25 protein-coding genes, 1 tRNA gene and 1 riboswitch are annotated in these 20,180 nt (G+C 48.4%); of the genes, 11 read left to right on the forward strand and 15 right to left on the reverse strand.

The annotated features are described in order from the left end of the window. Positions 1–23 precede the first annotated feature (23 nt). From F7B33_RS08955 to F7B33_RS08970, 4 genes are read right to left on the reverse strand one after another with little or no spacing between them, the layout of a single operon-like run. Complete coding sequence (locus F7B33_RS08955; RefSeq protein WP_297063712.1) at positions 24–458, reverse strand: hypothetical protein; 435 nt, start codon at positions 456–458, stop codon at positions 24–26. Beyond that, positions 455–760, reverse strand: a complete 306-nt coding sequence (locus F7B33_RS08960) for a hypothetical protein (RefSeq protein WP_297063714.1) — start codon at positions 758–760, stop codon at positions 455–457. The genes F7B33_RS08955 and F7B33_RS08960 overlap by 4 nt, the downstream gene beginning before the upstream one ends. Further along, a complete protein-coding gene (locus F7B33_RS08965; RefSeq protein ID WP_297063716.1) occupies positions 739–1,407 on the reverse strand; it encodes a DUF6062 family protein in 669 nt (222 codons plus the stop codon). Before F7B33_RS08965 ends, F7B33_RS08960 begins: the two co-directional genes overlap by 22 nt. 5 nt (positions 1,408–1,412) lie before the next feature. After that, the gene (locus F7B33_RS08970; protein WP_297063718.1) at positions 1,413–2,282 is read right to left on the reverse strand and encodes a prenyltransferase/squalene oxidase repeat-containing protein; all 870 of its coding nucleotides are present in this window, start codon (positions 2,280–2,282) and stop codon (positions 1,413–1,415) included. A 14-nt stretch (positions 2,283–2,296) separates the two neighbouring features. Further along, positions 2,297–2,372, reverse strand: a riboswitch (Fluoride riboswitch). A gap of 88 nt (positions 2,373–2,460) precedes the next feature. Between F7B33_RS08970 and F7B33_RS08975 the strand changes: the two genes are divergently transcribed. Continuing rightward, complete coding sequence (locus F7B33_RS08975) at positions 2,461–3,168, forward strand: peptidase M54 (RefSeq protein ID WP_297063719.1); 708 nt, start codon at positions 2,461–2,463, stop codon at positions 3,166–3,168. Here the strand turns inward: F7B33_RS08975 and F7B33_RS08980 are convergent. Further along, positions 3,155–3,613, reverse strand: coding sequence for a peroxiredoxin (locus F7B33_RS08980; RefSeq protein ID WP_297063749.1), 459 nt, complete (start codon positions 3,611–3,613; stop codon positions 3,155–3,157). The two genes, F7B33_RS08975 and F7B33_RS08980, sit on opposite strands and share 14 nt — an antisense overlap. Positions 3,614–3,708: 95 nt before the next feature. On the opposite strand from F7B33_RS08980, the gene pyk reads away from it, so the two are divergent. Continuing rightward, entirely contained in the window at positions 3,709–5,145 is a 1,437-nt protein-coding gene (gene pyk / locus F7B33_RS08985) for a pyruvate kinase (RefSeq protein ID WP_297063721.1), read from the forward strand. Between the two features lie 8 nt (positions 5,146–5,153). On the opposite strand, the gene F7B33_RS08990 is transcribed toward pyk, so the two are convergent. Beyond that, a complete protein-coding gene (locus F7B33_RS08990; RefSeq protein ID WP_297063723.1) occupies positions 5,154–5,951 on the reverse strand; it encodes a diadenylate cyclase in 798 nt (265 codons plus the stop codon). Positions 5,952–6,017: 66 nt separating this feature from the next. Between F7B33_RS08990 and F7B33_RS08995 the strand changes: the two genes are divergently transcribed. From F7B33_RS08995 to cyaB, 3 genes are read left to right on the forward strand one after another with little or no spacing between them, the layout of a single operon-like run. Continuing rightward, positions 6,018–6,569, forward strand: a complete 552-nt coding sequence (locus F7B33_RS08995) for a UbiX family flavin prenyltransferase (protein WP_297063725.1) — start codon at positions 6,018–6,020, stop codon at positions 6,567–6,569. Next, on the forward strand, positions 6,553–7,035 hold the full coding sequence (locus tag F7B33_RS09000; RefSeq protein ID WP_297063727.1) for an Lrp/AsnC family transcriptional regulator: 483 nt from the start codon (positions 6,553–6,555) through the stop codon (positions 7,033–7,035). The genes F7B33_RS08995 and F7B33_RS09000 overlap by 17 nt, the downstream gene beginning before the upstream one ends. A 1-nt stretch (position 7,036) precedes the next feature. After that, a complete protein-coding gene (gene cyaB, locus F7B33_RS09005; RefSeq protein WP_297074202.1) occupies positions 7,037–7,549 on the forward strand; it encodes a class IV adenylate cyclase in 513 nt (170 codons plus the stop codon). Positions 7,550–7,555: 6 nt separating this feature from the next. Here cyaB and F7B33_RS09010 read toward each other — a convergent pair whose 3' ends face one another. Then, positions 7,556–8,749 carry a redox-regulated ATPase YchF gene (locus tag F7B33_RS09010; RefSeq protein ID WP_297074216.1) on the reverse strand — a complete coding sequence of 398 codons (1,194 nt, stop codon included), beginning with the start codon at positions 8,747–8,749 and terminating at the stop codon, positions 7,556–7,558. A gap of 67 nt (positions 8,750–8,816) precedes the next feature. On the opposite strand from F7B33_RS09010, the gene F7B33_RS09015 reads away from it, so the two are divergent. Next, complete coding sequence (locus F7B33_RS09015) at positions 8,817–9,179, forward strand: NifB/NifX family molybdenum-iron cluster-binding protein (protein ID WP_297074203.1); 363 nt, start codon at positions 8,817–8,819, stop codon at positions 9,177–9,179. Between the two features lie 43 nt (positions 9,180–9,222). On the opposite strand, the gene F7B33_RS09020 is transcribed toward F7B33_RS09015, so the two are convergent. Further along, positions 9,223–9,927, reverse strand: coding sequence for an aspartate racemase (locus tag F7B33_RS09020; RefSeq protein ID WP_297074204.1), 705 nt, complete (start codon positions 9,925–9,927; stop codon positions 9,223–9,225). A 96-nt stretch (positions 9,928–10,023) separates the two neighbouring features. On the opposite strand from F7B33_RS09020, the gene F7B33_RS09025 reads away from it, so the two are divergent. After that, positions 10,024–11,694: an oleate hydratase gene (locus F7B33_RS09025; RefSeq protein WP_297063734.1), complete on the forward strand. Its 1,671-nt coding sequence runs from the start codon at positions 10,024–10,026 to the stop codon at positions 11,692–11,694. A gap of 13 nt (positions 11,695–11,707) precedes the next feature. Here F7B33_RS09025 and F7B33_RS09030 read toward each other — a convergent pair whose 3' ends face one another. The 3 genes from F7B33_RS09030 to F7B33_RS09040 form a co-directional block, all read right to left on the reverse strand. After that, complete coding sequence (locus tag F7B33_RS09030) at positions 11,708–12,052, reverse strand: cupin domain-containing protein (RefSeq protein ID WP_297063753.1); 345 nt, start codon at positions 12,050–12,052, stop codon at positions 11,708–11,710. Positions 12,053–12,317: 265 nt separating this feature from the next. Beyond that, entirely contained in the window at positions 12,318–12,716 is a 399-nt protein-coding gene (locus F7B33_RS09035) for a hypothetical protein (protein ID WP_297074206.1), read from the reverse strand. A 99-nt stretch (positions 12,717–12,815) separates the two neighbouring features. After that, complete coding sequence (locus tag F7B33_RS09040; protein WP_297074207.1) at positions 12,816–13,079, reverse strand: hypothetical protein; 264 nt, start codon at positions 13,077–13,079, stop codon at positions 12,816–12,818. Positions 13,080–13,289: 210 nt separating this feature from the next. Here F7B33_RS09040 and F7B33_RS09045 point away from each other — a divergent pair, with 210 nt between their 5' ends. Both F7B33_RS09045 and F7B33_RS09050 read left to right on the forward strand, forming a co-directional pair. Continuing rightward, a complete protein-coding gene (locus F7B33_RS09045; protein ID WP_297063755.1) occupies positions 13,290–14,657 on the forward strand; it encodes a TldD/PmbA family protein in 1,368 nt (455 codons plus the stop codon). Positions 14,658–14,667: 10 nt separating this feature from the next. Further along, positions 14,668–15,993, forward strand: coding sequence for a TldD/PmbA family protein (locus tag F7B33_RS09050; protein ID WP_297074209.1), 1,326 nt, complete (start codon positions 14,668–14,670; stop codon positions 15,991–15,993). Positions 15,994–16,070: 77 nt separating this feature from the next. Here F7B33_RS09050 and F7B33_RS09055 read toward each other — a convergent pair whose 3' ends face one another. The 3 genes from F7B33_RS09055 to F7B33_RS09065 all read right to left on the reverse strand — a co-directional run bounded on the left by F7B33_RS09055 (position 16,071) and on the right by F7B33_RS09065 (position 18,327). Then, entirely contained in the window at positions 16,071–17,063 is a 993-nt protein-coding gene (locus tag F7B33_RS09055) for a class I SAM-dependent methyltransferase family protein (protein ID WP_297074210.1), read from the reverse strand. 38 nt (positions 17,064–17,101) lie between these two features. Beyond that, positions 17,102–18,193 carry a DUF2079 domain-containing protein gene (locus F7B33_RS09060; protein WP_297063743.1) on the reverse strand — a complete coding sequence of 364 codons (1,092 nt, stop codon included), beginning with the start codon at positions 18,191–18,193 and terminating at the stop codon, positions 17,102–17,104. A 56-nt stretch (positions 18,194–18,249) separates the two neighbouring features. After that, positions 18,250–18,327: transfer RNA gene (locus F7B33_RS09065), tRNA-Glu, on the reverse strand. Positions 18,328–18,415: 88 nt separating this feature from the next. On the opposite strand from F7B33_RS09065, the gene trm10 reads away from it, so the two are divergent. Together trm10 and F7B33_RS09075 are read left to right on the forward strand one after the other, a co-directional pair. Then, a complete protein-coding gene (gene trm10 / locus F7B33_RS09070; RefSeq protein ID WP_297074217.1) occupies positions 18,416–19,525 on the forward strand; it encodes a tRNA (guanine(9)-/adenine(9)-N1)-methyltransferase in 1,110 nt (369 codons plus the stop codon). 55 nt (positions 19,526–19,580) lie between these two features. Further along, positions 19,581–19,961 (forward strand): hypothetical protein, encoded by a 381-nt coding sequence (locus F7B33_RS09075; protein WP_297074211.1) that lies wholly within the window; start codon positions 19,581–19,583, stop codon positions 19,959–19,961. A 25-nt stretch (positions 19,962–19,986) separates the two neighbouring features. Here F7B33_RS09075 and F7B33_RS09080 read toward each other — a convergent pair. Then, positions 19,987–20,180: hypothetical protein (locus tag F7B33_RS09080; RefSeq protein WP_297074212.1), on the reverse strand; the 194-nt coding region annotated here is incomplete at its 5' end.

Consider the following 20,180-nt stretch of genomic DNA (forward strand, 5'->3'; position numbering starts at 1 on the left):
AGGGGCTAACTAATTAGACCTATTTAAAATTTTTTGGTTTTGTCCCCAAAAGCATAGGACATGTAATAGTGTATTAACTCTTCGGCCTTTGAAAAGTCCCTCTCTTTCAAGCCAAGCATTTTTCTCAACCTTTTGTTCTCGGCTATCAACCCCGAGAGAGTTATCGCAAGGTTTTGATTGTCCGCGGCAGAGTAATAAGCCCTGAACTTTAGAGGTGACCACTTTCCCTCGAGCTCGTAGAGTTGTTCTTCAAGTTTTTCAATATCTTTTTCAAGCTGGGATATCTCCTCCTCGCTGATGGACTTATCCAAATACCCATTGAGGAGTATTATCCTGAGTGCCTCCTCAACCCGGAAACCGTTTCTTTTACATACTTCCTCTATTTTTTTCCATATATCATCCGGGACGTTAAACGTTACTTTTCTCCACTTTCCCCTTCCACGCACCACTATCTTCATTTTTTCCCACCTATCTGCTTTCTCAGTGTTTCGTTTTCCCGGCTCAGCTCACTTCTAAGTCTAATCATGTACTCCCTGTCCCGTTTTGCCCTCTCCTCAAACTCAAGGAGTTCCCTGTAATGAACTTCCATCTCTTTGAGCTTTTTTGAGAGTTTTTCCTTTTGCTCAAGAAGAATCTCGTATTTAAGAGCTTTTAAAGTTCTTTCAAGTCCTTCAACATCTCTCAGTCTCTTCTCTATTTCCTTTCTGTTTTTTCTGATTCTTTCGAGCTCTTCGCCACTCACCTCAATTTCAATAACCATCTCTTTTCCCTCCTCTTTTCTCTGCATTCCGGTCCAATTTCCCTACCTGCAAAGAACTCGATAGTCTCAGTAAGAGCTCGTTTCTCTTTCTCATTGGGTTTTCTCTCTGACCTGTAGTCAAAGCTCTGGACAAAACTCTCAAGCCTCTTGAAGAGCCCTTCAAGTTTCCTCCTTTGGATTCGTGCTAATTTCTCCTTAAGTTTTTCATCATTAATCCTGCTTAATAAATCTTCATAGTGCCTTCTGCATAATATGGAGGGAGAATTTTCGTATAAGTCAATAAAAGAGGAAAATCTCTCGGAAAAAGATTCAAGAAGAATCTCCTCTTTTTCTGATGAGAGTTTGCATAGGAGACACTCCTCTGTAGCTTGACCACCCCTGAGGTACCACATCAGGACGTCCTTGTAGATTACCGAGATACCGTGTGGACCGAGGAGGGGATTTGAAAGGGCAAGCCGCAGTGTCTTCCATGCGTGCCGTGGGCATAGTCCTAGGCTCTTTTGAAAGGCTTTTCTGACCTCGGGGTCGTTGGGATGTTCGTAGAGTATTGTTTCAATCTCTTCCTTTTCGAACTTTTCAATTAACCTGCAGACAGGACAGCCTTCCTCCTCCAGTGAGTGTTTAATCTCGATTTCAATTATGTCCATGTCCCTCACGGAAGGTATTTTCTCATTGAATCAACCACTGCTAGGGCCCTATAGGTGTTTTGGAAGTTTGAAATACCCAGCTCAAGGCTCCTTCTAAAGCCCCCGTTGGGGTTCTGAATCTGCCTGATAAACCATACGTGCCTTCTGGGGCATGTTGGTGTCTCGTTTTGAAGTTCTAAACCTCTAGTTGCGTAAAACGTTGGCTCGAGGTAAGGTGGAAGGCTGTAGGGAACCTCAGTGAACCCACCCCAGTCGCTACAGAGCTCACAGTTCCTAAAGTGTGGGCTCTTAGGTGGCCTGTAGCCGAGAGTATAAAGAGTAAACAGAGCTTGATACGTCATTGTGGTCGTTGGTTGCTTTACACCATAGCCGTTGCCGTTGCGGAACTTCATGACAAAGGCCCTTATGGCGTCCTTTTCCTCGGAATCAAATTTCACTCCTATTTTCTCAAAAGCCTTTGTAACCCAGTACGTGGCCTCGAGTGGTGTCGCCGTTCCAAACTCCTCACTTCCACCGAGACCGACGGCGAACTTGCCTTCCGCTGGGTTGTATTTGGTGAATACTATATCGCTCTTCTCCCTCGCAAGGTCTTTGGCACCGAGGATGGCGAGGCCTTCGAGGGCCATTGCTATTGCCACTACAGCAGTCTGGGGCTGTATGGACTTAGACAGGAATTCTATTGTTTTCTCCGGTTCTGGAAACTCAAGTCCAAGAAGGTCATAGATTTTGACAGCGTAGTAAGTATCGTTCACGTTGGTATCTTCAAGAACACTGACGAAGCAGTAACCACCATCCTCATGACGTCTTTCTTCTACGTAACGGATGGCCTTATTAACGTCAACGTATCTACCAATTTCATACAGCTTCGAGCCCATTCTCTCACCTCCCGTAGAGAACAGGCGTCATCAGCCCTTTCGGGCAGTTCGGACTCGAAGCCCAGGGCGGACGCCATCGCCCTATATTCACTTGGAGTGGTGCTTTAAAAGTTTCGTGGTTCAACGCTCTAAGAACCCTTATAAATCCAGTCCACACTAACCCGAGCGAGGGTCGGCAATGGAGTTCATAGGTTTCACCTATGTCACAAACTTCTTGGGGAAAACACTGAGGGATGCCATGTTTGAAGTTATCGATAGTGCTAATAGACTCTTTGAAGACTGGAGATTACCAATCAGGTTTCTATACCTCGATAAGCTCACACTTGAACCGGGATATCTGATAAACGTCAGAACCTCCGAGGGTGGGGTAAAACTTTATCCCTTGGAGGTTGTTATTGACTTTCTTGATTACCGTCTCAAGGTTGAGATGGAAAAGAAGAACGGTTTAACAATGGATAAAATTCTCGGTCTAGTCAGCTTTCCGCTTGCTTCTAGAAACAGATACTTCGACATATACGAGAGTTTCCTTGGCTTCCAAACAGAAAGAGTTGGCAGAAGGATAATGGTGCTCTCCATGAGACCCTTTGAATCAGATGTCCTGAGAATGACGCTAAGAACCCTTGAGAGCCCCAATGTTGACGATGAAGTTAAAAGTTTAGCCCCCAAAATCCTCCATAGGGAACTTGAAACATTTAAAGCTCGTCTCCTAAAGGGCATTCTCCACGAAGTTGGCCATGCCTTCGGCCTTGAGCACTGCTCAAACGCCTGCGTTATGAACCCCCCTGCAACGATTGAAGAGTGGGATTTGAGACCAGCGAACTTCTGCAGACCATGTATGGAAAAACTGAAAGAAAACCTCAAGACTTCCCGTTTTATTCCCCGATGAGCTCCTTGGCAACCTTTAGAACCCTCTCGGCGTGCCCCTTCGCCCTAACGTTGCGCTTTTCCCACACGATTTTACCATCGGGGTTTACGATGAAGGTGCTCCTAATTACACCCTCGTACTCCCTTCCATAGCGCTTCTTCTTGCCCCACGCACCGAGGGCTTTTATAAGCTCCACCCCAGGGTCACTTAGAAGTTTGACCTTAAGGCCATGTTTCTCCTTGAAACGCCTGTGGCTTTCGACGGAGTCCTTGGAAACGCCGATTACCTGAAAACCGAGTTTCTCAAATTCAGGCAAGAGCTCTGTGAACTCCTTCGCCTCTGTCGTACAGCCGGGTGTGTTGTCCTTTGGGTAGACGTAGAGAACCGTCCACTTGCCCTTCAACATATCTCCAACCCGAACTTTCTCACCGTTTTCATCGAAGACCTCAATATCCAAGTACGTCATGACAATCACCGAAGCGTTTAGGAAGCCCTAATTAATAAACCTTCCTCAGGAAACGTTTTTTAGAGACATAACATAGTTTTTTCTTAGGTGGTACCATGAGACTTCCGGGGCAGAAAACTAAGATTATAGCAACGCTCGGTCCGGCATCTTTAAACGAAAAAACTATTTCAGCGATGGTTCGTTCTGGAATGAGTGTTGCGAGGCTGAATTTTGCGCATGGTAGCCTCAAACAACACGAGAAGGCAGTAAAGCTCGTTAGGAAAGTCTCTGAGAAGCTCGACAGGCCCGTTGCAATACTTGGCGATTTACCCGGCGTCAAGATTCGCGTTGGGGAAATCGAAGGAGGTTCAGTAAACCTGAGGCGCTGGCAGACGATAACGCTGACGACGAGGGACGTTATTGGAAACGAGGCGGTAATTCCGGTCGAGTTCAAGGACTTCCCGAAGCTGGTCTCAAAGGGCGACGTAATTTACCTCAGCGATGGCTTCATAGCGCTTCGCGTTGAAGAAGTCCGCGGTCAGGACGTTATATGTAAGGTTCTCGTTGGTGGAACCCTCTTCTCCCACAAGGGGATAAACGTTCCAAAGGCAAGGCTTGCAATCGAGGCCGTGACTGAGAAGGACTTGGAGTTCGTGGAGTTTGCCCTTGAGGTTGGTATTGACGCCGTTGGCATAAGCTTCGTTGGTTCGGCCTACGATGTCCTCAAGGTGAGACGCTTCGTTGATTCTCATCACGGGCATCTTTTCCTGATTGCAAAAATAGAGCGTCCCGATGCGGTTAGGAACTTTGACGAAATCTTGAATGCTTCTGATGGGGTAATGATTGCTAGAGGAGACTTGGGCGTCGAAATGCCGATAGAAAAGCTCCCTATTCTCCAGAAGAAGCTTATAAGAAGAGCTAACTGTGCTGGAAAGCCCGTAATTACAGCTACCCAGATGCTCGAAAGCATGACTCACGAGAAACTTCCCACTAGGGCCGAGGTCACTGACGTGGCGAATGCAATCCTCGACGGAACAGATGCGGTCATGCTTTCGGAAGAAACTGCCGTCGGGAAGTATCCCGTTGATGCCGTTAAGATGATGGCCAAAATAGCAAAGACAACGGAGACCTACAGGGACAGCCTGTGGACTAGCAGGACGGTTGAGTGGAAGATGAACGAGTGGAAGGGACGGAGGCCTACGAAGGGAACAATCAAAGACGCGATAGCGAGGAGCATCATAGAGGCCCTGAACTCGATTGACATCAAGTACATTCTCACCCCTACGAGAACAGGCCAGACTGCCAGATTAATAGCAAGGTTCAAGCCAAGGCAGTGGGTTCTGGCTTTTGTCACAAATGAGTGGGTTGCAAATACCCTCATGTTCTCTTACGGAGTCTATCCATTCAAAGTCGAAGAACCGAGCGAGGAGGAGATAATACGCATCATCACCGGGCTGGGACTGGTAAACGAGGGGGACACAGTTCTCCTGACCAAGGGAACACCCATTGGAAGAACGGCTGGAACGAACACCATTAGGATTTTCAACGTCTGATTTCTTTTTCAATACTTTAGCCTCGGGTTGTACTCAAGGAGCATTAGCCCGTTCTTGAAAATTCTGATAGTTCCGCTCTCAGAAAGGCTTATGGCCATCGCTTTTGTCAGCTTGGTTATCCCAGCGGCCGCTATGTGCCTACTTCCTAAACCGGGGGGAAGCATTAGGTCTATGACCTTTGGTTCGACTTCAAGGTATCTACCGGCGGAAACTATCCTCCCATCCTCCCTTATGAGAAAAGCCCCGTCCAGCTGGGCGAACTCCTTGATTATCTCCTTGCTGTCCCTGTCGAGAACGTTAATCTTGTGGCCTTTGAAGGGGTTTGGAATCAGCTGGTGAGAGTGCTTTAAAACCCTCCTCGTGTCGCCGATAACGAATATCGTTCCGACGGGCGTTCCCTCCCTGCCTTCAACGCTGAGCTCAATAGCTATTTCAAGCATCCTTTGAAGAACGTTCTGGTTCTGGGCAAAGAAACTCTTCATGGCTGAGATACCTTTTTTGACGGTTCTAATTCCAATTGAATCCTCGGTAACGTAGACAAAGGAATCTCCCTCTTTCAGAATGTTGTGTTCGAGGAGAAACGCTGAAATCAGGTTCAGGATGTTGTTGAGGTCAAGGTTCTGAGGAATCGAGACCTTCTTAATTTTCTCGTCATCGACATCAAAGGAGGAGCCAACTATGACAATAGGCAAATCTGTCTTTGGAAGTTCTTTCTCTTTTACATCTTCCATTATGACAAGGGCCTTGGCGTTTAGTTTCTTGGCAATGTCCATAGCACTCCCAATGAGAACGGGATGTATCTTCATTGTACCTCAACGTTTTTCCTCTGGAAAGGTATAAAAAGATAGCGGGGAAAATAGTGCGGTGGTAACATGAGGATTGTGATTGCAATAACCGGCGCCAGCGGTGCCGTTTACGGTGTGAGGCTCCTTAAAGTTCTTCGCGAGCTCGGGCATGAGGTAATTTTTCTCGCGACAGAGACGGGGATAAAGGTCGCCCGCCACGAACTTGGCATTGAGCTCAAGCCGGATTATTCGGAGGACAACCTTTTCGCTCCAACAGCTTCCGGCTCATATCCCTTTGATGCAATGGTGGTAGCCCCCTGCTCGATGAAGACGCTTTCTTCAATAGCAAACGGCTACGCAGACAACCTGATTACCAGAACGGCAGATGTGGCGTTGAAGGAGAGAAGAAAGCTAGTGCTCCTAATTAGAGAGACCCCCCTGAACCTAATTCACATCGAGAACATGCTACGAGTTACTAGGGCAGGTGCAATTGTAATGCCCGCTTCCCCTGGATTTTACACAAGGCCAAAAACTGTGGATGATATAATAAACTTTATAATCGGCAAAATCTTAGACATTTTGGAAATAGATAACAATATTTATCAGCGCTGGGGGATTCCCCATGGTACAGTTAGATGACTTGGATAGGGCCATACTCAGGCTCCTCAAAGAGGATGCCCGTCTTACCATTTCTGAGATAGCGGAAAGGTTAAATCGGCCTGAATCAACGATACACTTCAGAATCAAGAAACTCCTCGAGAAGGGAGTAATCGAGAGATACACAATTATCCTAGGTAATTCCCTTCGTCCCAGAGCCGTCGCTCTGATTTACATTCAGGCTGAGACCCCAATCATCGAGGATTTCCTTGAGAAATACATCAGCTACATAACCAAAACACTCTCGATTCTCCCGAACGTCCTTGCGGTTGCTAGGAGCGGTAAGGACAGTGTTATAGCTCTCGTAGGCGAGGAGAACGAGGACAAGCTCAACAGGTTCATTGACGAGACGATAAGGGTACTTCCAACCCTAAAGCGCGTGGACGTGATTCCAATCAGCGATTTTGTCAAGGGTGAAGACCTCGTTGGTTTCCTTGTGGGGGTCTGAGATGGAGGTTGAGGTAAAGTTCAGGGTTGACTTCGAGAAAACCAAACTAAAACTCGAGTCCCTTGGGGCTTTTTTCGTTGGAGAAGAGCTCCAAGAGGATGTTTATTTCTCACTTCCACTCCCAAAGCTCCTTCGCGTCAGGAAAATCGAAAACCTCGAGAAGTCCTTTTTAACGTACAAAGAAATCAAGGACCCCGGCAGGAACGAGGAGTTCGACGAGCTTGAGGTCGAGGTTTCTGACTTCCACACGACCGTTGAAATCCTCAGAAGGCTTGGCTATATGGAAGACGTCACCGTTAGGAAACGCCGTCTGGTTTACAGGCTTGACGGCGTTACCTTTGAGCTCAACGACGTTGAAGGCCTCGGCGGTTTTCTGGACATAGAGGTTATTTCCGAGGACGTTGGAGAAGCGAAAAGGAAAATCTGGGAAGTCGCGAAAAGGCTTGGACTGAGCGAAGAAGACGTTGAGCCGAGGCTCTACCAAGAGTTAATCCGGGAAAAAGAAAGAAAGTAATCAACGTTACTTGGCCGTGGCAACTATCTTGACTATGTCGTTGAACTGGAGTTCGTAATCTTCCCCAACGCGCCTCTTCGTTTTGGCGTTCACCGCGTAGAGGAACGTCTTTCCAAGGTCCGTGTGGACTTTGTAGGCCAAATCCCTCGGCGTTGAGCCCTTTGGGAGGAGGTAGACGTGGGGCAAAACGTTCCCGAACTGGTCGGTCAGTTTGTTCTCGTCCTGGACAGGATAAACCGGAATCAGGTTGAGCAACTCAAACACGGCCCTGTTTATGCCCTCCTGAACGCCCGTTGAACCGAACCTGTTGAGGACCTTCTCCCTGATAAGCTCCAGGGCTTTTTCCTGCCTGGGGTTCATCTTCTTGAGAACCCTGAAGTCAGAACTTCCGGGTATGTAGTCTATGAATCCAGCTTTTGCGGCCTTTCTTAAGGTGAGCTCCGCGGCGGCACTCGTCGGGACGACTATGTAGCCTCGCTTTTCACCTTCTCTTATGAGCCTCTTGATTTCTTTATCGCTCGCTGCGTCGGCCTTGTTTGCTGCGATTATTATGGGCTTGTTAATTTTGCGCAACTCGCGAACAAAGGCCATTAAATCCTCGTCGCTCCACTTGGTGGGGTCACTTGAAAGCCCAACCCTATGTATGGCCTCCCAGACGTCTTCCTCGCCCACGCCTATTCCCGATAAGTGGTCTGCTATCGCCTGCTCCAGTTTCATGTGCTGGAGTTTAATCCTCTTTGCGAACTTTTCCCAGCCCTTCCTGAGTATTCCGAATATCCAGTAGTCTATCTCCATTTCGAGGAACTCAATGTCCTCCACCGGGTCGTGGTAGTCAGTCGGCTGGCCCTCTGCATCCGTCTTTCCTGTGGCGTCTATGACGTGGATTAGTGCCGAGGCCATTCGCAAATCATCGAGAAACTTGTTACCTAAACCTCTCCCCTCGTGCGCCCCCGGGACGAGACCGGCAACGTCAATTATCTTGATGGGAATCAGGGCCTTTCCGTTCCTGTACTCGTAGTTCTGGGGGTTTGGCTTACAGCCGAGTTCTTTACAGGGGTGCTCCGTTATGGCGTAGGTAACGCCGACGTTCGCATCTATCGTCGTGAAAGGATAGTTCGCTATGTCAACGTCAACGAGAGTTGCCGCTGAGAAGAAAGTTGACTTTCCAACGTTTGGCTTTCCAACGACGCCTATCTCCATCTCTCCCACCGGGCTAAGTTTGTGGAAGGGTTTTAAGGACTTTTGGATTAGTATCTTTGGTGGTACCATGAGAGTTGCTGTACCTTCAGATGAAGGCTTCGACGGAAACGCCGTTCCATTTGAAAAGGCTAAGAGCTTTGCCATTGCTGAAGTTGGTCCCGATGGCATCAAGGAGATAAAGGTTTTGAAGCCCGAGGAAAATATAGGAGATGAACTCAAGAAAGAAGGAGTCGAGCTTGTTCTGGCCCCCGAAGTTTCAAAAGAGATAACACTGAGGCTCGCGCGGATGGGAATAACAGTTCTAACAGGATTCAGTGGAAAAGTAAAGGATGTAATGATGACGGCACTTAAAAGCACAGTAAGGGACTCCCTTAAAGCCGGCCTTACAATGGCCAAAATTGGAAAGAAGATGATAGACCGGAGGTTTTAGCGTTCATCGAAAGAGATTTCACAGAGTTCACTCGGGGATGTTATCAAGCTCTAAGCTCTTCCAGTCCGAGGGCAAGCCTAACGGATTTCTCAGCTATAACATCCATCGGGTCTATCAGAGGGACGCTCAGGTCCTCTGGCTTTAGGGCGACACTCACCTCAGTACAGCCGGCTATTATCCCCTCAGCCTTCTTTTCGAGCTTCTTGGCAACGCTGAGAATCAACTTCCTGCCCAATTCGAGGTTCCCGGCCTTGACGCCCTCATAAATGCCCTTCATGACGAGTTTCTGGTCATCTTCATTTGGGACAATTGCCTCAATCCCCCTCTTTTCAAGCGCCCTGTGGTAAACGCGCCCCTTTATCGTTCCTTCCGTTGCCAGCAGTCCGACTTTCCTTAGACCCATCTCCTTTATTCTCTCGGCCGTCTCCTCGACCATACTAACAAGGGGAATCCTAATTGCCCGCTGTATGTCCTCTGCAAAGTAATGTGCCGTGTTGCAGGGCATTATTATAAAGTCTGCACCGCATTCTTCGAGTTTTCTGGCTGTGTTTATGAGTTCTGGCCTCGGGTCCTCTCCATGCCCAAGTATAAAGGCCGTCCTGTCGGGTATTTTTGGGTTGTTATAGATGATTATCCTCGGGTGATCTTGGTCCCTCTTGGCCGGTGTTTTTTCAACGATTCTCCGGAATAGCTCCGCCGTTGCGAGAGGTCCCATACCACCGAGGATTCCTATAATTTTTTCACCCATGTTATCACCCGGATTAAGTTTAGACAAAAACTTTTTAAGTTTCATAACCATGACGAATATTATCATGTCTATATAAGACATGTCTGGGTGAGGAATATGCTGAACTACAAGCGCGTAACCCCAAGGAGAATCCCCGATATAAATGAAAGAAAAGCCTACATGGTTGGAGGAGGAATAGCATCATTAGCGGCGGCGGTTTTCCTTATAAGGGACGCCAGAATGCCTGGAAAAAACATCTACATAATCGAAAAAACTCCGGTCAACGGTGGCTGTCTTGATGGTTCTGGAGACCCTGAAAAGGGTTATTTACTCAGGGGTGGCAGGATGTTTGAAGAGCACTATGAGGCAACATGGGATTTACTCGGAAGTATTCCCTCTCTCGACGACCCCGAGAAAACAATCCTAGATGAAGTCGTGGAGTTCAACAGGGAGTACGTTGGTTCGTCAAAATGTCGTCTCGTTGGGACCCCAGGTAAAAAGGTCGATTTCAGCAAATACGGTTTGACTCTCAGGCACCTGAATGAGCTTAATGAACTTATATTAACCCCTGAGGAAAAACTTAGCGGTGTAACAATAGAGCAGTGGTTCTCCAAGGACTTCTTTGAGACGAACTTCTGGTACTTCTGGGCGACTATGTTTGCGTTCCAGCCCTGGCACAGCGTTGCGGAAATGAGACGTTACATGCTCCGCTTCATGCATAAGGTTCCCGGCCTGAACAGAATAGAGGGCATCCTCAGAACTCCTTACAACCAGTACGACTCAATAATACTTCCAATACAAAAATGGCTTGAGGAAAGAGGTGTTAATTTCATAATGGGGACAAGAGTGGTTGATGTTGAGATAGAGGAGAAAAACGGAAAGAAATACGTTACAAAGCTCTACACCAAAGGACAACACGAGGGTTCAATTGAGGTCGGAGAAAAGGATTTAGTATTCATAACCCTTGGTTCGATGGTTGACAACTCAACTTACGGCGACCTTGACCATCCGCCCGTTCTCAACAGGGGTGAGGGCGACAGCTGGAAGCTATGGAAAAAACTCGTCGAAAAAGACCCTTCTCTGGGAAATCCAGACGTTTTCGCAGGCGACATAGACAGAACAAAGTGGGAATCCTTTACAATAACCTTCAGGGGAAACACCTTCATTAAAATGCTTGAGGAATTTACTGGTAACAGGACAGGAACAGGTGGACTGGTTACCTTCAAGGACTCCTCCTGGCTGATGTCTATTGTAGCATTTAGACAACCTCACTTTAGAAACCAGCCCAAAGACGTTACTGTCATCTGGGGATACGGTCTTTTCGTTGATAGGGAAGGAGACTACATTAAAAAACCCATGAGTCAGGCGACTGGGAGGGAAATATTCCTCGAACTGCTTTATCACCTTGGATGGCTCGACAAAAAGGACGAGCTCATGGAGACAGTCATAAACGTCCGCACGGCCATGATGCCCTACATTACGGCCCACTTCATGCCAAGGAGACCAGGGGACAGGCCTCCCGTTATTCCGGAGAACTACGCCAACTTGGCCCTAATGGGGCAGTATGTTGAGATACCCGGAGAGTGTGTCTTCACGGTCGAGTACTCCGTCAAATCCGCCATGATTGGTGTTTATGGCCTCTTGGACTTGGGCAGAGAGGTTCCACCGGCGTACACACCGTATCAAGAGGTTCCTGTGCTACTAAAAGCCGTTGAGACACTCGTTGATGAAGATAAAAAAGAACTGTTGAAGTACACGATGGGCCTCTACTTGGCTGGGAAGCTCTGACGTTTTATTTTTCTTATTCTTTTAGCCATACGGAGTCGTCGCCGTGGTAGTTCAGCTTCACCACGAAGAGCCTGAACGGCTCATCCAGCTCGTTGATTACCCAGTGGACGGTTTTTGGCTTTACCAGAAAGATGTCGCCGGGTTTCGCGAGGTATTCCGTCTCGCCTATTCCGAGCCTCGCCTCTCCAGACATTATATAGAACAGCTCGTACTGGTGCTCGTGATAGTGCTTCTTGACCGTCTGTCCCGGCTTGACCTCGACTATCTGGGCGTAAGTGTCTTCCGGCAGCTCGCCCTCGAAGAGTGGGAGCTTCCTGTAAGTCCCCCTGTCTATGAGGTTTTTGATTTTGGCTTTCATAGGTGGGGATTTGAGGCGGTAGGATAAAAAGGTTGCTAATGGCTCTGTCTGAGCTAGGGAACGTCCAAGGAGGCCACGAAGAGACAGGAAGAGAATTATTGTCCAGGGCCTGATGTTCCAGACGAAGGTTATCAGAGCCGGTCCAAGGAGGATGGATACAGCAACTGCCATCAGGCCAGTTCTGGGGGCGCTCATTCGTTTTATAAGTACAGAAGATAAAGATAAGGAGAGATGCCGAGGACTACAAAGAACCCTATCCACGGGTTCACTGTGGCGGATATTTGTGACACTCGGTTTCATATTTAGCTTCCACAGCATTTTCATTCTGTTTTTCCTTCTCTTGTCGCACAAACGCAAGAAAGGCCGTTGTGAGGGCTCCGCCGACCCCCGCCAGTAGGAAGCTCTCCCACGCCGGGAACGCCATTGCTCTTGCAAAAGCCGCCATGATGAACTCCCAGAGCGTTCCAAGAAGCACCCCCGTGATAATAGAGTGTCCGGAGTTCTTTGCAAACTGAATCAGAGCAACTGGAACCCCATAAATCAGTACTGCCACAGTAGAGGCCACTGCCGCTGCAACTTGGAGGGGGTAGATGTCTTTTAGGTGAATAAAATAGCCCGCGAAGAGGAACAGCAAAACAAGTGAGTGGAATTTTGAAGCCTTCATCTCTCTGCCTCCTTTAGGGGCCTGGTGTTATAGGAACACATCTCGTGCCGGTCTCTAAACAATGGTCAACACAAAGTGGACATGCAGCTGCTACACACCCTATACAGACAGCCCTAGATTAACGTGAGAGTAGTCAACGTCCCAGAGTTTTGCCAGCTTCCAGAAGTCCCTGCTCGTTGCCAGCTTGAAGAACACGTGAACTTTTGACCAGTTTTCCTGAACCCTGCTTACAGGCTTCACAACTGCAAACGGGTTCACGCAGCCCTTAACTTCCAGGTACTTAGGGTAGCTTACCACGTAGGCACCGTACGCCCCGATGAGGAGCAAGACCACGAGTATGGCCAGTAACGCACGCCTCCTCATCGACCCCCCAGTGGGTTTTGCTTATGTTATCTCCGTTCATAGTATATAACACTTTCGCTTGAAAGATGAAGAGATTGATCGGTTTTAACCTCTTAACTACTGAAGTATGTAACACCTGGGTTTTCTCATTTCGATCCACATCGAAGCCCTCAAAAGACTTTTATAGGTCGCTTTCGAGTCGTCAGCGAACATGCGTAAACGGTGGTGGCCATGGAGGCACTTGAAAGGGCCCTTAAATGGGCTGAGGAAAACCTGAAGGCTGAATACATAGAGCTCCGATATGAAGACCTTAAGAAGACAACGCTCGGCCTCAAGGACGGCGTCTTCACGAGCTTTACCGGCAAACTCCACAGGGGAGTCGCGATAAGGGTTTTGGCGAATGGTGCCTGGGGCTTCGCCTCGACGAGCGACCTTTCAAATCTTGAGAAAAAGATTGAGGAAGCCTACAAACTGGCCAGAGCGGCCGCTGAGACCAAGAAGGAGAGGATAGAGCTGGCGGAGATAAAACCAGTCGAGGACTTCGTGAAGAGCAAGATGCGCGTTAAACCTCGCGATGTGGACATCGAGGAGAAGGTTGCCCACCTCAGGGAGCTTGAGAAACTCCTGAAAGAGGACAAGGCCGTTAAGAGCGTCCAGATACGCTACGAGGATGGAGGTGGCAGAAAGCTCCTACTGACCAACGAGGGGACGAGAATAGAGTGGGACTACAACTACCTCTACCAGGGGACCTACGTCACGGGAAAGGCCGATGGAAAGTTAGCTATGGCGAGGGACAGCATTGGAGCGGTTGACCACGGATGGGAGCTTATGACCGAGATAGAGCCGAACGAGAAAGTCAAGGAGCGCCTTCTCAGAAAGATGCACAGCCAGCTGAAGGGCGTTGCCCCAAAGCGCGGTGAGTGGCCGATTGTTGCGGGCCCGATAGTCGTTGGAATCATCGCCCACGAGGCACTCGGCCACCTCGCCGAGGCGGACTTGACGATAAACTCGCCCTTCAAGGACCTCATAGGAAAGCAGATAGCCCCCGAATACGTAACCATGAGCGAGCGCATCGTTGAGGGAGGCTTTGGAAACGACAAGTATGACGACGAGGGTGTTCCCGTTAAGGACATCCACATAATCGAGAATGGAATCCTTAAGGAGATAATGCTCAACCGCGAGTACGCCCACAAGTGGGGCATGGAACCCAACGGTCACGCTAGAGCCGAGAGCTACCGCTACCCGCCGATAATCAGGATGCGCAATACTGTCTTCGAGCCCGGCGACCACTCCTTTGAGGAGCTCATCGAGGACATCAAGTTCGGCTACTACGTCGTCGACTTCAGGGGTGGGCAGGCCCAACTCAACTCAGCCTTTCAGGTCGGAATCCAGGAGGGTTATGTGATTAGAAACGGCGAGATAGCCGAGCCGATAAGGGACACCTCGATTACCGGTGTTGCCATCGAGGCCCTCAAGAAGATTTCGGCAGTTGGAAATGACTTCGGTCTTGAGGTCGGCTTCTGCGGAAAAGGACAGATTGCATTTGTAAGCTCCGGTGGTCCGCACATGAAGTTCGACGGAGGAATCCTTATTGGGTGAGGTGATTGCCATGGAGAACCTCCTTCGTCACGCCGAGAAATTTTTTGATGAGGTCGAGATTGCCGTTTACCGCTCAAGGGAAGTTTCTGTAAACGTTGAGCTCAACGAGATTTCGATGGCATCAACAAGAAGCGGTGCTGTAACGATAATCCGCGGAATAAAGGACAAGCGCCTCGGTTTGGCCATAGTGGACAGCGATGAGCCCCAGAGGGTTAGGGAGGCCATAGAACAGGCTTCCAAGATGGCCGAGCTCAACAGCAGGGACGAGAAGTGGGTTTCCCTTCCCGAACCCGGCAAGTATAGAGAAAAGCCAGAGCCCAACTACGAGCTTAAGGAGGCCTCTCCTGACATACTCGTCGAGAAGCTCGTTAAGGCGATTGCCCTCGCCCGCGAGAAGGACAAGAACGCTGTGGTAGCTGGAGGGGCAGGTGGAGTTTCCTGGGAGGAGAGGAGAATACTAAACTCCCATGGTGTAGACGTTTTCCAGGAGGGAGGGGCATCTTACATGTACGTAGAACTCGTTGGACGGAAGGAAGGCGTGGTAACGCCCGGAATCTTTGACTTTGACGCAAGGAGGGATTTAAACCTCGACGTCGAGGGAATCGTCGAGAGAGCCATTCAAAAGGTCAAGTGGGCCTACAGCGTCAAGGCTAGCAGAAACGAGGAAGTGCCCGTAATCCTCGGTCCCTGGGCGATAGCGGGCCTCTTCAGCTACGCTCTCCTTCCGGCCTTCAGCGGTGAGCGCTTAGTTAAGGAAACCACACCCCTTGTCGGAAAGGTCGGGGAGAAGATAGCGAGTGACGTTTTGACAATCTACGACGACCCGTTTCACCCTCTCTCCCTAGAGCCGGTTATAGCAGACGGCGAAGGCGTTCCGACGAGGAAGAACGTCCTCATCGAGAACGGAACCTTCAGGAGCTTCGTATGGGACAACTACTGGGCGAAGGTTTACGGGACTGAGAGCACGGGAAACGGGAAGAGAGATTTGAGGAGTGGAGGCATAAACATCGGCTTCCACAACGTCGTCATGGAGAACGGGAAGCGCTCGCTGGAGGATTTAATAGGCGAAATCGAGCGCGGTTACCTCGTTGACGGCTTCCAGGGGGCACATTCGAGCAATCCGGACAACGGAAACTTTGCCGTGACCGCTAATCCTGCCTTCCTTATAGAAAACGGAGAAGTCGTTGGTTCCAGCGTTTTCCTCATCGCAGGAAACGTTTACGAGCTTCTCAAACAAGCGAGCGAAGTTACAAAGGAGCAGACAGTAATGCCCTTCATGAACACCATGACGACGCCCTACATAAAGTTCGAGAACGTGAAGATAGTGGGGAAGTGATTTTTCCTTTTTCCCTGTTTTCTCAACCGAACATCCCCTTTAAAGAGGAATGTTTTATGCAGAAAACATTTCTGGAATCACCCCACTCTAAAGTCGATGGCAATGTTGAACTGCCTCGGCGCGTAGGGGCGCACCTTCCTCTGGTCGAGGAACTCGACTGAAAGGCCCAGCTCTTTCGCCACTGCCATTATTTTCGCTTCATGCTCCGAAAACAGGTTCTCCTCCGGGCCAAAGCCGTAGTAGTGGATTACTCCGCCCGGTTTGACGCTCAGCAGGGCTTCTCTCAAAAAGTGGTCAGCGAACTTGGGGAGGTTCATTATAACGCGGTCTGCCTTTATCTTTCCTGCAACCTTCCTCACGTCGCCCAAAATGGGAATCACGTTGTTTGTTTTGTTGAGGCGAACGTTCTCCTCGAGGTAGCGAACGGCCCAGGGGTTTAAGTCAACGGCGAAGACGAGCCCGGCTTTCTTCGCAAGGAGAATAGAGTAGGGACCAACACCCGCGAACATATCGAAAACTACCTCTCCGGGCCGGGTTTTTCTGAAAATCCTCATCCTCTCGGTGGCGAGCCTTGGGGAGAAGTAAACCTTGGCCACGTCGAGCTTCAGCCTTATCCCGTTCTCGCGGTGGACTGTCTCTGTCCTTTTCTTGCCCGCAAGGTGGATGAGCTCCCTCACGCGGTATTCCCCTTCGACCTTGCTCCCCTTGGCGAATACTGCCCTTATGTGTCTGTGAACTTTCAGGATGGCTTCTCCGATGGCCCTTCCATAGGGCATCAGCTCTTCAGGGAGTTCGATTATAGTGATGTCGCCAATGATGTCGAAGGAACTCGGGAGGAGCGGTTTGACTTCTTCGGGAACATCAACAACCTCGCGGTAGCTGTGAGGCCTCTTCTCCAGCCTTTCAAACTCTGCCTCAATGAGCTCAAAACCATCAACAGGCTCTGTAACCGGGAAGAGGACAAACTCTCCCTTCCGTTTTATGGAGTACCCTTTTGCTAGGACACCGAGTTCGAGGAGCCTTCTTCTGGTCTTTTCGGCCTCTTTCTTGTGGACTTTTACGGCGAGCATCTCCAGACGTTAGGTTGAGGTTTTTACTTAAAAAGTTTTCAACTAACAAACCATAGCTTTAAAGCAAGTTTGAAAACCAAGTCGATTCTTGTCCCAATTACGTATGGATACCGGGGAATTGTCTGGATTATTGGACTGAACAATATCGAAAAAATCCCCCCTACTAATATAGATAACCAAAACTTTTTAGACGATTGAATTTTTTGGGCACCATATATTGAGACAACAACTAAAAGAGGTCCCAAAAGCCATTGGTAATGATCTCCTATTGATAACATTGCCCAATAATTGCTCAAAGCTAGTTCTAAAAATGGAATTAAAATTAACACTAACCTTTCCCCTGCAAGAATGGGGAGAAACCCTGTGGTAGTAAACATTGCTAGTATCAAAAATCCAACAAATTTCCATAAAATTTCCCCATTGTATCTTGAAGAGAATCTAAAAACCGAAAAATGGGGAATTACAACAAACACACTCAAGGCAATCCATAAAATGCCGATAAGGGAATACAAAATTGCCCATCTAAGCTTCTTTGAGCCCTTGTTAGTAGTTACCATCATAAGTCCAAGTGATAATGGAAACAAACCTGCATCTTCTCTCGCAAGGAGAACTATGAGAGACGAGAAAAATGCCTTTTTGTAGTCCCCTTTTTCGAGATAATACATGGTCAAAGTAATGAACGGAACTGCAAGCGATACAGCGTGAAAATCAAAACGAATAATACCCAGAATAAAGGGACTAAACATATACAGAAGCATTATAGAAAATGCTTTTCGCTCATCTCTCAATAGTTCTTCTGCTAACTTAAAGATAGGTATAGCCCCCACAGTAATGGCTAAAGTCTGGGTTATTACTAGAAGATCAATAGAAGGCCAGAATTTGTAGAATAGCAAAAGGAAAAAGAGAATCGGAGAATTGTGTATACCAAAATGGCTAGTTTTTTCAATTGAGTTATAGAAAAATCCTGTTCCCCTCAAGACTGAAGAGAAACTTTCATTAAAAATAAGTAAATCCGTGGGCTTTATCTGATACAGTAACATTATGTGTGCCCTAAAAATAGCATACATACTCATTACAACGAAATATACAACCAAAACTACAGGAACAAACTTATGTTCTACTTTGCTCATGTTCCCTCCCTTGTAACAGACTTAATGGAATCAATATTAGAACGAACTTAGAATTATGGTGCCCCGGCCGGGATTTGAACCCGGGGCGCGGGCTCGAAAGGCCCGCATGTTTGACCGGGCTACACCACCGGGGCTCGATATTAGGGAAGGAGGAGGCTTTAAAAATCTTTCGTCTCTCTGAGCAAACTTTTTAACTACTCTCCCAAGGGTCAACCGATGGCCATGAAAACCCTTGCAGATGTCTTCAGGGAGGCACTTAGGGAGAGGGGTATAGATAGCATTGGGACACTCTCGAAGAGGTTCCGGAAATCAAAGAACAAGCTCCAGGACATGGCAATAGAAATAGTCCACGGAAAGGGCGCGGTTTTTCGAATCCCAGAAAAGACCGCGGTTGCTTGGGATTTGAACGGAAACAGGGTTGAAGGTTCACACTACGCCTACGCTCCCCTCTGCATGAAGGACAGGTTTGAGATGGTTCTTTCACCAGAGGAACTTCGCTCAAAACTCCCAGGCTGGCCATACTTCATAGTTGACCTCCAGCTCTGGCACAGACATACTCAAAAGGAAAAGAGCAAAATCTGCCTTCAGATTAACCAGTGCTACGGCTTGCTAAGGGACTACTTCACCGGAAAAGAGCTCGCAGTTACGTGGGCCAACGAGGAGTTCAAGAGAATGTTCAACGGCCCGCTGGGGAGGATAACTGTTCACGAGGGTCCGACAGCCGAGTTTCTACGGAGGAAAGGCGTAGATGAAGTCGTGCTCCTTGACCCTTGGGCGGATGAGGTTTTGAGCGAGAGAGACTTCGACGTTAGGGCGTTCGTAATAGGCGGAATAGTGGACACTGGGGGAGAGAAAAAGCTGACCCCCAAGATTGGAGAAGAGCTGGAGAGGGCAGGAATAAGGGTTCGCCGGAGGAAAATCGTTCTCAAAGGCGACGTCATCGGTGTCCCGGACAGGATAAACAGAGTTCTTGGAATAATTCTGAAAATGATTGTAGAAGGCAAGCCGATGGACCTAGCCGTCTACGAGATGCAGGAGCCTTTACACGCGCGCTGGCGTTTAAGAAAAGAACTGCCAAAAAAGGCAATCCGCTATAGGGTTGATGGAAAGGACTTCCGGGTCGTCGAGAAGGAGCTCTTCGATGAATACTCTCAGTGGCTCAAAATCCGCTGGGAGGACTTCGTGAAGGTGCTTAGAGAGCTCGACCTCGTAGCCCTAGAGAGGAGGAAGATACATCGCCTAAACAAGCTCTCAAACCCAAGAATAATCAGGGGAAAGCTTTACAGGGTTATTCTCCTTAAAAAAGCGGCGATGCTCTGCTACAATTGTTGATGAATGAACCACAGGACATTTAAACTCTCCCCGCGATACGGATGTGGGGATTGCCATGGGAGTCAGTGCTTTGATACTCTTTAAGAACTACAACATAGGCACTCAGCAGGTCATGGGGGGTTCGCCCTGTGAGGTCATACCAAGGATTTACTCCAAGTTTAGACGGGCCCACTGCCCCGAGCAAGCTATACTGAACATAATCAGGGAAAACGGAAACGTCGTATTCGGCGAGGGCGACAACAAGATGTTCACGGGCTATGATTTTGTTTACAAGGTATGGTACACGGGAAAGACCCTCTTTATAGAAGATGAAGACGTTCTCGAAGACGACATGATTCAGGAGGTTCTCGACAAGCTGAAAGAAGAGTTTGGAGACATTGAGATAGAAGTCATCAAAGAAAAGGATGCGACGCTTTTTGAGATACTACTTAAATGACTTTTTTAAATTTTAAAAAATGAAATTAAAGATAATACAGCAGGTAAACGAGCGCCACACCTAGTGCAAGCAGGATGTAGGCAACGTAGACGCTGTCCGAACCCCTCATTATTCCGTGCCTGAACCATTCTGAGAAATTCAGGTAGGCCTTTGAGAGCCTGTTGTAGACAAGGTTTATCCTCTCGCGCCAGTAAAGGCGCCCATTCTCCTCTCTCGTCC

The sequence above is a fragment of the Thermococcus sp. genome, from assembly GCF_015523185.1.
In the GTDB taxonomy this organism is placed as follows: Archaea; Methanobacteriota_B; Thermococci; order Thermococcales; family Thermococcaceae; genus Thermococcus.